This is a genomic window from Rhodopseudomonas sp. BR0C11 (genome assembly GCF_010820945.1).
Lineage (GTDB): Bacteria > Pseudomonadota > Alphaproteobacteria > Rhizobiales > Xanthobacteraceae > Rhodopseudomonas > Rhodopseudomonas palustris_H.
Genome location: NZ_QTKI01000136.1, coordinates 1 through 11,080 on the forward strand (window position 1 = coordinate 1; position 11,080 = coordinate 11,080).

Genomic DNA, 11,080 nt, shown 5'->3' on the forward strand with positions numbered 1-11,080 from the left:
TGGGACTGAATTCCCCGCCGGCGCAGACGGCGCGGGAAGCCGCGGCCAGCGAAACCGGATCGAATTCGCCGGCGGGGACGCCGTTGACCACGCAGCGGACCAGCCCCTCGGGCTTGCCGATCATGCGCTCATAGGTTGAGCGCGCGAACTCGCTCTCGAACAGGAATAGTTCGGTGCGATTCATCGAGAGCCGCTCGAGCCGGCTGTACAGCTGCCCTTTGAACGTCGTCGTCGGATAGTGCAGCGAGCCGCCATGCGGGGTGTAGACCCGGATCGAGCCGGCCGGCCGTGGTACCACGCGCATGAAGATGCCGGCCTTGGCGCCATGGCCGTGCAACACGTCCGGTCGCAGCGTCGCGATCAGGCGAACGAAGCGGCCCCAGACGAACAGATCGGTGATGCTTGGCTCGCGCCGGATCGGCAGCCGATACACGCCGAGCTTCATCTTCGGCGCGATCTCGTCGAGCGCGGCAGCAGCGCGATCGCCGCCGGTGAGGCTGTCGGTGATCAGCGCGACGTGATGGCCGCGATCGGCCTGGCCGTTGGCGAGATCAAGGATATGGCGGATGATACCGCCGACCGGAGCGCGCACCGCATGGACGATCCGGAGCGGCTGATCCTGCGTGGCAGCGGTCATCGGATCGCCGGTGCGCACGGCACGCCGCGCCATCCGCCGTGACAGCGCGCAGCGGGACAGAAGCCAGTCAGAATGGCGGCGCGGGGCATGGATTGATCCGGAAAAGTCGATTCCGATTAACGACTTTCGTGGTTAACAAAACGTGTTTGCGTAAGCGCGGGCAGAATGAATTAGTTACCCGTCTACGTCGAGATTAACCGCGCAGCAACCTTAATGGTTTGTAGTCGGAACCGAACTGACGGTTGGTCGCGTCACGTAGGAGTAGACAATGCGGATCGCGTTCTGGCGCCGGAACACCGACGATACGGCGAAGGCATCAGCCCCATTACGCGAATCCTCCACCGCTGCAACTTCAGCGGCTGCAGCCGAAACCGCCGCTGCCCCCGCGCAGAAGCCTGCGATTCGTCAGGCGATCTTCAAGCGCCCCCCAACTCGTACCGTCCAGATCGAAAAGCCGGCACCGCTGCCGCCGGACGGCGACATCGACGTGCGGCTGATCGGGCAGGCGCTCGCCCGCAAAAAGCATCTGATCATCGCGCCGACGCTGCTTGCGCTGGTCGTCTCGCTGGCGATCGTGAACCTGATCACGCCGCGCTACAAATCCGAGGCACGAATCCTGATCGACGGCCGCGAGAACACCTTCCTGCGTCCGAGCGGCGATCGCGACGATCAGCGCAGCGGCCCGGACCCGGAAGCGGTGACCAGCCAGGTTCAATTGCTGCTGTCGCGCCAACTCGCGCTCGAGATCATCAAGAAGAACAAGCTCGCCGAGCGGCCGGAATTCGATCCGGTGCTGAAAGGCATCAATCCGATCAAATCGCTGCTGGCGCTGATCGGCATCGGCCGCGATCCGTTCGCAATGACTCCGGAAGAGCGCGTGCTGAATGCTTACTATGAGCGGCTAACCGCGTATGCGGTCGACAAGTCGCGGGTGATGGTGGTCGAATTCCAGTCCGAAGATCCCGAGCTTGCCGCGCGCGTCGCCAATTCGATCGCAGACGGCTATCTGGTGCTCCAGCAGAATGCGCGTCAGGCGCAGGCCAAGGCGGCGGGGCAGTGGCTGTCCGGCGAGATCGAGTCGCTGCGCAAGAAGGTGTCGGAGGCCGAAGACAAGGTCGAGGACTTCCGCTCCAAGTCGAGCCTGTTCATCGGCACCAACAACACCACGCTGTCGAACCAGCAGCTCGGCGACATCAACGCCCAACTCGCCAACGCCCGTGCGCTGAAGTCCGATGCCGAAGCCAAGTCCCGGCTGATCAAGGAGATGCTGAAGAGCGGCGGCCCGATCGAAGCTTCTGAAGTGCTGAACTCCGAACTGATCCGTCGGCTTTCGGAGCAGCGGGTCACGCTTCGCGCGCAGCTCGCCGAACAGAGCTCGACGCTGCTCGGCGGTCATCCGCGGATCAAGGAACTGAAGGCGCAGCTGTCCGACCTCGATCAACAGCTCCGCGACGAGGCTGTGAAGCTGTCGCGCTCGTTCGAGAACGATGCCCGGATCGCCAGCAGCCGAGTGGAGAACCTGTCGGCCAGCCTTGATCAGCTGAAGAAACAGGCCTCGGCCACCAATGGCCAGGACGTGCAGCTCCGCGCGCTGGAACGCGAAGCCAAGGCGCAGCGTGATCTGCTGGAATCCTATCTGGCAAAGTATCGCGAGGCGACGACGCGCGAGACGATCGACCAATCGCCGTCGGATGGCCGCATCATCTCGCGTGCGATCGTCTCCAACACACCCGACTATCCGAAGAAGCTGCCGATCGTGCTGATCGCCACGCTGGCGACGCTGCTCTTGACCTCGGGCGGCATCGCGACCGGCGAACTGCTGCGGATGACGCAGCCGCGGGCTCGTGAGGTTGCTGCGCCGGCGGTTGTCGAGCCGGATTTGGTCCCGGTTGCGGCAGCGGCTCCCGTCGTGCGGCCCGCACCGGCAGCACCGCCGACTTTTGCTGCGCCGGCTACACCAGCGCCGATCCTCGAGCAGGCTCCGGTCGAGACTGCACCGGTTGCTGCGGCCGCCTCTGCCGCTGCGCCGATCGGCGAAATCGAAGCGCTGGTGCAACGTTTGCGCACGGCCGGTGAGGGCGGGCGGAAACTCACCGTGCTTGGGACTGGGGACACCGACTCGGTCACCACGACGGCGCTGGTGCTGGCCCGCCGGCTCGCCCAGGACGCCAAGGTTGTGCTGATCGACCTGTCGGAATCCTCCGCGATGCTGAAGGTCGCGTCGATCGATCCGTCGGCCCCCGGTCTTGCCGAATTGATGCTGGGTGAGGCGGCGTTCGGCCAGATCATCACCCGCGACCGCTCCTCGTCGCTGCAATTGGTCAGCGCCGGCAAGCCCGGCTTCGACCGGATGCTGCTGCATTCGCCGCGGCTGTCGCTGGCGATCGATGCACTGATGCGGGTGTATGACCACGTGCTGCTCGATGCCGGCACCGCGTCGGATCTGCCGGCAGAGCTGCTGACGTCGCAAGCCCAGGCCGCCGTCGTGCCGGCGTCCACCATGACGAGTGAGGCGCGCGCCAAAATGGCCGAGCAGCTCGTTGCGGTCGGCTTCTCCGAGGTGACGATGCTGCGCGCCGCCGAGCCGATTGATCCGATCGAGCCGGGACAGCGATCCGCAGCTGCGTAAAGCCACCAAACAGATCAACGAGAAACGTCCGGGCTGGTCCCGGGCGTTTTCCTTTGGGCAATCTGAAGGAGCGCAGATCTCAGCGCGGCAGCACGCTGCGCACGCGTTGCACCAATTGCATCATCGCCGGACTGTGCTTAACCGCGCGCTTGCCGCGGCCGATCGCCGACATCGCCGCCGCCACGACCTGTCCGCGCGGTGTCAGCGGGATGAAGCTGTCAAAGATCGGCTCAAGGTCCTTGCAGAACATTTTCTTGTAGTCATCCGAGCCGATGCCGAGGTCGATCCAGCGATAGCCGCACGCGGCGTAGTGATCGATGATATGGCGCATCAGGATCAGGCCGGGGCTGTAGCGCGCCGCGTCCGACAGCGTGTAGGTGTTGAACATCATCGAGTAGCGGCTGCCGTCGGCGACGCCGGCATACATCGCGATCATCTCATCGTCGCATTCCAGCGCGTGGATTTCGATCGCGCGGCCGCCGCCGCTGAGCTCCGTAGAGCAGGCCTGCCGGATGAAATCGGCGACGCCGGGTTCGGCGAACACGTTCGGCAGATTCTGCGCCGCCATTCGCACCGGCTTGATCCGGAAGAACGCCTCGAGCAGGCGGTCGACATCGGCTTGCGTGCGCGCCTGGGCATAGCGATAGCCAGGCAGTTCCTGCAGCTTGCGCTCCTTGCCCTTGAGCCGGCGCCGCATCGAGTTGCTGATCAAGTCGCTCGGGGCTGCGCCGGGCGGCAGCACCAGCACCGGGCAATCATTGACTGACGGCTGGTGGGGAAGGCGGGTCAACTGATTGGCGAGATCGTTCCAGCGAGCCGGCTGCTGTTCGAATGCGAGCAGATCGGCCCCGCCGATATCCCGCACCCGCCTGATCAGCTCTGTGATGTCGGCTTCGCCCGCGCTCGCCGCGAAATCACGCCGCCATAACGGCATGTTGAAGGTCGAATGTTTACCGCCGAGGAATCCCGCCACGCGGACGCCGAATTTGCGTTCGAGACCCAGCGGCAGAAGCAACAGCGGCCGGCGCTCGACGTCGCGCGCAACCACGATGAACGGCTGTCGGCCCTCGGCGTGACCGACATGGCGCTGCCAGGCACTGAGGAAGTCGAACCGCTGATAGGGCGAACAATGCTGACCGGTCTGCTCGAGCGCGCGCCAGATTGGCTCGGCGGAGTCGATGTCGGGGATGATCTCGACGTCGGCGATCCGGCTCTGCGCGGCCGCCATGCGATCGGCGGTCCGGGCCTCGATCAGCTCGGCCATCATCGTCATCCGGCGATCCAATGAGAATAAACTAGGCGTGACTAGCGCAACGCTGCGGACCTTTACAAACAAATCTCAACAAAGCGTAATGATGACCCACGAAACCGCTGCCGGTCCCGGCGCCGCAAAGGACTGAACCTTGTCGACGAACGGCTGGTGGACGGCGGCGCGGCTGCAGCTTGCTTATGCGAGCGGTGCTGCGCGCTTTTCGGAATGGAAGGGCGGCGGCTGCGGAGTGATCCTGCGGTTCGATCGGGTCCGTCCGGCGCGCCGCGACCGGTTTCAGCCGCTGCGCGATCGTGAAATTACACCGCAGTTTCTCGATGGCCTGTTGCGCGCGCTGAAGCGCTGGAATTGTCCGGTCATCTCGCCCGCCGAGGTTTGCGCCCGGATCGCTCAAGGGGGCTCACCAGGGCGGTTCGTCTGCCTGACCTTCGACGGCGGCTCGCGCGATATCACCACTTTCGCTTATCCGATCCTGGCAGGGCACGCTGTACCGTTCGCGGTGTATCTGCCGACGGCGTTTCCAGACGGCATCGGCGAAGCTTGGTGGCTGGCGCTGGAGCAGGTGATCGCGCGCACCGAACGGATCGCGCTGCTGATCGACCACAACGAACGCCGGTTCGACACTGCGACGGTTGCCGACAAGGCGCAGGTATTCCATTTCCTCGCGAGCTGGCTGCGCACCATGCCGCCCGCGGCACTCACCGCGGCGATCCAGGATCTATGCAAGCGCTATGCGGTCGATCTCGCGGCAGTCACGCGCGAAGCTGTGATGGACTGGGACGAGATTGGCCGGCTCGCCATCGATCCGAAAGTGACGATCGGCAGCGCTACCGTGAACTATCCGGTGCTGGCCAATCTGCCGGACGCGGCGGCACAAAAGGAAATCGCAATGGGCCGCGCGGTGCTGCAGGCCGCGCTCGGCCGCGACGCCTCGCACTTCGCGTATCCGTTCGGTGAGCGCAGCAGCTTCGGTCCGCAGCATGTCGCAATGGCCAAGGAGGCTGGCTTCGTCGGGGCGATGACGTCGATCCCAGGCGTGATCGGGGCAGCCCCGATCAATCCGCTGGCGCTGCCGCGGATCGCCTGGGATGGCCGGGAGCGCTCGCTGCGAGATCTGCGCGTGATCCTGTCCGGCCTGATGCCGGATGCGGCCCGGGGCATCGGGCGGAGCAGCTAGCGCGCGAGTTCACGGCGCTGGCGCGACGTCCTTGGCATGGTTCTGCAAGTAAGCGCGGAGCAGGGCGACTTCCTCCCCATCGAGCGCGGTCAGCCGCTTCATGGCGTTGAGATGGCCGATCCAGGCGTCCGCCTTGGCACTACCCGGCGGCTTCAACGCATGACACAGGGTGCAATTATCGTCCTCGATCCGCGCCGCGAGAGTCCATAGCGGAGCGCGCGAACTGACGAACCGGCCCGGCGCCGCGCCGACCAAGATCCGTACCTGCGTCCATTGATCACCGGTGTCGTCGTCCGTTGCGGTCTCCAAGGTCTCGACTCGCGCGCGTGCCGTCTCGGTCAGCGTCGCGGCAAGGATGCGTTTGCCGAAGCGCTGATACAGAAGTTCGGGAGAGCCCTCGCGCTGCCAGCCGGTCAACTCAAGCGTCAGTCGCCCTTGATCGACGGCGCGAACTGTGACCGCAGTGCTGGCCGCGAGTTCGCCGGCGCTTTCGTTGGAGTCGCCGAGCAACAGGGGCACGGATCCGATCGCATACAGCGTCGCGCCTGGTGCCGCAGCGAGCACGCCGGCGTCGGCCAGCAGCGCCGCAAACGCCTTGCGGTGACCGGCCGTGACGTCCGGCATCTTGTGGGCGATGCCCTTGTGGCAATCGATGCAGGTCTTGCCGGCCCTGCTGGCCTCCTGCATCGCGGTTGCCGCCTTCGCTGTCTGCTTGTGGAAGTCCATCGCTTCGAAGGCGTGGCAGTTGCGGCATTCGCGGCTGCCGTTGGCGCGCATCCGCTGCCATTCGTGACGCGCGAGTTCGTGCCGCTTGGCCTCGAATTTCTCGCGGGTGTCGATGCTGCCGATCGCCCAGTGATACAGCTCCTTGGTGGCCGTCACCTTGCGGATCAGCATGTGACTCCAGTCGCGCGGAACGTGACAGTCGGAACAGACGGCGCGGACGCCGGTACGGTTGGTGTAGTGCGCGGTGGTCTTGTATTCTTGATACACGTTGTCGCGCATCGCGTGGCACGACGTACAGAAGGCCAGGCTGTTGGTTGCGTGCATCGCGGTGTTGAGACCACCCCAGGCAACCGCGCCGCCAATGGCGGCCAGCACAAGGGCGAGCGCCAGCGGGCCGGGCCGCGCCAGTCGGCTCCAGATCGACGTCATGAGTTAGTTCCGTCGTGCCAGACGATTCCGTGGCGTGCGGACGGCGTGTCAGCTCCGCCGTCCGCAATGCGCCTGGTTGGCTGAGATCAGTCGAACGGCTTCGGAGGAGCGGTCTTGTCGCTCGACGGCGGCAGGATCGGCAGCTTGAAGTTGGGCTGGTCACCGGTCAGCGTCTTGAGGAAGGCGACGATCTTGGCGTTCTCATCCGGCGTGAAGGTTTTGCCGAGCTGGATCCGTCCCATGGTCTCGACCGCGTCGGACAGCTTCTGCGCCGCGCCGTCGTGGAAATAGGGATAGGTCAGTTCGACGTTGCGCAGCGTCGGCACTTTGAAGTTGAAGCGATCGGCTTCCTCCTTGGTGACCGCGAAGCGGCCCTCGGCCGGATTGTCGGTCTTGTACGGCTCGACGACGCCCATCTTCTGGAAGGTATTGCCACCGACCGCTGCGCCATTGTGGCATCCGGTGCAGCCGGAGTCCTTGAACAGCTCATAGCCGGCGCGCTCGGTCGGCGTCAGCGCCTTCTTGTCGCCCTGCAGCCATTTGTCGAACCGCGAGTTCGGCGTCACCAGCGTCTCTTCGAACGCGGCGATGGCGCGCGTCACCTCGTCGATGTCGACCGTGCTGTTCTGGCCAAACACCGATTTGAACTCGGTGACGTAGCCCGGGATCGACTTCAGCAGGTCGACCGCCAGAGCGTGGGTGAACGCCATCTCGCCCGGGTTGGCGATCGGCCCGCCGGCTTGATCCTTCAAGGTCAGTGCGCGGCCGTCCCAGAACTGCGCGACATTGAGGCTGGCGTTGAGCACGGTCGGCGCGTTGATCGGCCCCTTCTGCCAGTTATGGCCGATCGACGTCTTCAGATTGTCCGAGCCGCCCATCGACAGGTTGTGGCACGAGTTGCAGGAGATGAAGCCCGACTTCGACAGCCGCGGATCGAAGAACAGCTTCTTGCCGAGCTCGACCAGGTTCGGATCTTTCACCACGGCCGGCTTGATCGGAGAGATCGGCTCGTCGGTGGCGGCACGGGCAGGGAGCGACAACGAGACGGAGAGCGCCGTCGCCAAGAGCAACACTTGTGCGGTTTTCATGAGAACCCCCAGGGGCAGGATGGCATCGCAGGGGGGGACCGACGGTCGCTCCGCGACGATGCGGAAGGGTCTCTAGAGTAATTCTTATTCGCAGCAACGATCTTTGATGCGGGTCAATCGCAAGACTGTCGGATAACCTTCACAAACGACGAAAAGTCGCTGCAGCAGAAGGCTTTTTGAGTTCGGCGGTCGCGCCTTGAGACGAAAGTCGATAGCGGTTCTCACAAGCAAAGGCGGTCCGCAGCGTCGCTGCGAACCGCCCAAGTCGACTTGGTGGCTGATCAGTCTTCCAACAGGCTGCGCAGCATCCAGGCGGTCTTTTCGTGGACGTCGAGACGCTGAGTCAAAAGGTCGGCCGTCGGCTGGTCATTGGCATCTTCGACCAGCGGGAACAGCTCGCGCGCGGTGCGCGCGGTGGCTTCCTGCGCGGTCACCAAATGCCGCACCATCTCCATCGCCTTAGGCTGGCCTTCGACTTCGGCGATCGAGGCGAGCTTGACGAACTCCTTGTAGGTGCCGGGAGCCGGGAATCCGAGGGCGCGGATCCGCTCCGCGATCTGGTCGAGCGCGGTCCACTGCTCGGTGTATTGCGTCATGAACATCGCATGCAGCGTGTTGAACATCGGCCCGGTGACGTTCCAATGGAAATTGTGCGTCATCAGATACAGCGTGTAGGAATCGGCGAGCAGCCGGGACAGGCCGTCGGCGATCTTCTCGCGCTTGTCTTCCGGGATACCGATGTTGATTTTGGCAGGCTTGGTCATGTCCGGTCCTTTGCAGCGTGCCGGCACGGATGCCGGCGGTCGTAGATGAGTACCGCTTCGGCAACATTGCACCGCCGACGTCGCTCAAGGTGCTGATCGTTAGCCGGCTGCGGCGTCCGTCGCGGAACGTTGCCATCTTGCCGCGGTACGCAACTACTAATCATTGTCATCGATCAATTTTCAGACGCCTCGCATTTACAGGGCCTGTAAACAAAAGGCTTTGACCGAAAGGCATTCGCAATTGCAATTAGTAGACCGATGGAATTCATCGGGGGCGACTAATGATTGCGCGTATTGCCGAGTGGCGCGGCCGTTGCGGCCGAATTTCCGATTGTAAGACGACGCTGACTGCAGCGATGGCGACGTTGATCGCCGCGGCGCTGGCGATGCCGGCGGCCGCCGCGGAGGAACTGCCGGGCTGGCTGTCCTATACGGCCACCCCATCTGCAAGGGGTGCGGGACCGACGCTGGAGCAGGGGCCTGCCGCCAAGGCCGACCATGACGATGTCGATACCGAGCACATCTTCGGCTTCAGCATGGGTTCGGACATCGGGAAGAAGGGCGAGATCGAACTCGAGATCGAGAACGTCGGCCGGTTCGGACGGCGGTTCGGCTCCTACACCGGCGTCGGCGTGCTGTCGCAATTCAAGTTCACGCTGACCGACAATTTCCGCATCGCTCCCGGCGTCAGCTTCGCTTCGACCCAGATCAGCGGCGTCCCCGACATGGTCGATAACCGGCGCAACGCGATCGCCGGCGCGTCGATGGAGTTCCGCTACAAGGTGCTCGATCGCGACGAGATGCCGTTCGGGCTGACGCTGCACGCCGCGCCGGGTTGGAACCGGGTCGATGAACTCACCGGTTTCGACGCGCAGATCTACGGCACCGAATTCGCCGCGCTGATGGACAAGGAGCTGATCCGCGGCACGCTGTTCGCTGCGTTCAACCTCTGGTACTCCGGCGGTGCCTCGCGCGATCTCGCCAATTCCTGGTCGCACGATTCCGAATTCGCCGTGCAGGGCGCGCTATCCTACAAGCTCAATCCGACGCTGATCCTCGGCGTCGAGGCACGCTACGTGCGGGCCTATGAGGGCCTCGGGCTCGACCGGTTCTCCGGCGATGCAGTGTATATCGGCCCGACGTTCTCGGCGCATCTGACCGAGAAGATCGGCCTGTCGGGCACCTGGAGCACGCAGGTCGCCGGCCAGGCCTGCAAAGATCCACGCCACCTCGATCTCGACGATTTCGAGCGCCACCAGGCGATGCTGCGGTTCAACTACCTGTTCTGAACCGAGCTTCTCATCTCTGAAACAACAACGCCGCCACCGTGGTCCCGGTGGCGGCGTTTCTGTTTTGAATTGCAGCGGGTCGCTTATTCGGTCGGATCGGGACGCGACATCCAGGTGACCAGCGGCATCGCCGGCAGCACCCAGCCGAGGCCGGCGACCACGTAGTACACGGCCTGCAGCCATTTCGAATCTGCGATCACCGGCGCCTGCGCGAACGCCATCGCGGTCAGCGACCATACGATCGCCAGCAGCAGCAGGCCGACGGTTCCAATCAATTTGCGGGTTCGAATATTCATGCCTCGCTCACACGCCGTTGATGCGTTCTCGCAACGCCTTGCGCGTAAGAACGGCCGGACTATAGAGTGCGGAAAAATCCGTTCAAGGGATGCTTTATGACCATCGCCGCGGCGCCGCCATCGTCCCGAGTTCGCGCCGTACGGATTTGGCTGACCCTGGTGGCCGCCCTGATCGCCGTCATGGTCCTGGTCGGCGGGGCGACACGGCTGACGGAATCCGGGCTGTCGATCGTCGAATGGAAGCCGGTCACCGGCACGCTGCCGCCGCTCACCAATGCGCAGTGGCACGCCGCGTTCGACGGCTACAAGCAGATCCCGCAATATCGCGAACTGAACGCCGGCATGACGCTCGATCAGTTCAAGACGATCTTCTGGTGGGAATGGAGCCACCGGCTGCTCGGCCGGGTCATCGGCATCGTCTATTTGCTGCCGTTCCTCTGGTTCCTGTGGCGCGGCGCGATCGGCCCGCAGTGGAAGCGGGCGCTGTGGATCATCTTCGCGCTCGGCGCGCTGCAGGGCGCGGTTGGCTGGTGGATGGTGGCATCCGGCCTGTCGCAGCGGACCGAAGTGTCGCAGGTGCGGCTCGCCACGCATCTGTCGTTGGCGCTGCTCATCTACGCCGCAATCGTCTGGACGTTGCGCCGGCTGTCGGACCGGGCGCGCGCGACCGCCCCGACGCGGCTGAAAGCGACCGCACTGCTGCTGCTCGGGCTGACCTTCGTGCAGCTCTACGCCGGCGCGCTGGTCGCCGGCCTGCGCGCCGGGCGGGTGTCCA

At 64.4% G+C, this 11,080-nt stretch carries 10 protein-coding genes; 4 read left to right on the forward strand and 6 right to left on the reverse strand.

What is annotated here, in order from left to right:
• Positions 1-637: glycosyltransferase (locus DYI24_RS12570; RefSeq protein ID WP_164572520.1), on the reverse strand; the 637-nt coding region annotated here is incomplete at its 3' end.
• A 268-nt stretch (positions 638-905) separates the two neighbouring features.
• On the opposite strand from DYI24_RS12570, the gene DYI24_RS12575 reads away from it, so the two are divergent.
• Entirely contained in the window at positions 906-3,266 is a 2,361-nt protein-coding gene (locus DYI24_RS12575; RefSeq protein ID WP_164572521.1) for a GumC family protein, read from the forward strand.
• Positions 3,267-3,345: 79 nt separating this feature from the next.
• Here the strand turns inward: DYI24_RS12575 and DYI24_RS12580 are convergent, their stop codons facing one another.
• Positions 3,346-4,539, reverse strand: coding sequence for a GNAT family N-acetyltransferase (locus tag DYI24_RS12580; protein WP_164572522.1), 1,194 nt, complete (start codon positions 4,537-4,539; stop codon positions 3,346-3,348).
• A 130-nt stretch (positions 4,540-4,669) separates the two neighbouring features.
• Here DYI24_RS12580 and DYI24_RS12585 point away from each other — a divergent pair, with 130 nt between their 5' ends.
• On the forward strand, positions 4,670-5,713 hold the full coding sequence (locus DYI24_RS12585) for a polysaccharide deacetylase family protein (RefSeq protein ID WP_164572523.1): 1,044 nt from the start codon (positions 4,670-4,672) through the stop codon (positions 5,711-5,713).
• A gap of 9 nt (positions 5,714-5,722) precedes the next feature.
• On the opposite strand, the gene DYI24_RS12590 is transcribed toward DYI24_RS12585, so the two are convergent.
• The 3 genes from DYI24_RS12590 to DYI24_RS12600 form a co-directional block, all read right to left on the reverse strand.
• Positions 5,723-6,868, reverse strand: coding sequence for a NapC/NirT family cytochrome c (locus tag DYI24_RS12590; protein ID WP_164572524.1), 1,146 nt, complete (start codon positions 6,866-6,868; stop codon positions 5,723-5,725).
• Positions 6,869-6,954: 86 nt separating this feature from the next.
• On the reverse strand, positions 6,955-7,956 hold the full coding sequence (locus DYI24_RS12595) for a cytochrome-c peroxidase (protein WP_164572525.1): 1,002 nt from the start codon (positions 7,954-7,956) through the stop codon (positions 6,955-6,957).
• A gap of 281 nt (positions 7,957-8,237) precedes the next feature.
• Positions 8,238-8,720: a Dps family protein gene (locus DYI24_RS12600; protein WP_011158306.1), complete on the reverse strand. Its 483-nt coding sequence runs from the start codon at positions 8,718-8,720 to the stop codon at positions 8,238-8,240.
• 356 nt (positions 8,721-9,076) lie between these two features.
• On the opposite strand from DYI24_RS12600, the gene DYI24_RS12605 reads away from it, so the two are divergent.
• A complete protein-coding gene (locus tag DYI24_RS12605) occupies positions 9,077-10,009 on the forward strand; it encodes a DUF6662 family protein (RefSeq protein ID WP_164572526.1) in 933 nt (310 codons plus the stop codon).
• Positions 10,010-10,092: 83 nt separating this feature from the next.
• On the opposite strand, the gene DYI24_RS12610 is transcribed toward DYI24_RS12605, so the two are convergent.
• Positions 10,093-10,305, reverse strand: a complete 213-nt coding sequence (locus DYI24_RS12610; protein WP_107355786.1) for a DUF2842 domain-containing protein — start codon at positions 10,303-10,305, stop codon at positions 10,093-10,095.
• Positions 10,306-10,401: 96 nt separating this feature from the next.
• Here DYI24_RS12610 and DYI24_RS12615 point away from each other — a divergent pair.
• The coding region (locus DYI24_RS12615) for a COX15/CtaA family protein (protein ID WP_164572527.1) at positions 10,402-11,080 on the forward strand (679 nt) is incomplete at its 3' end.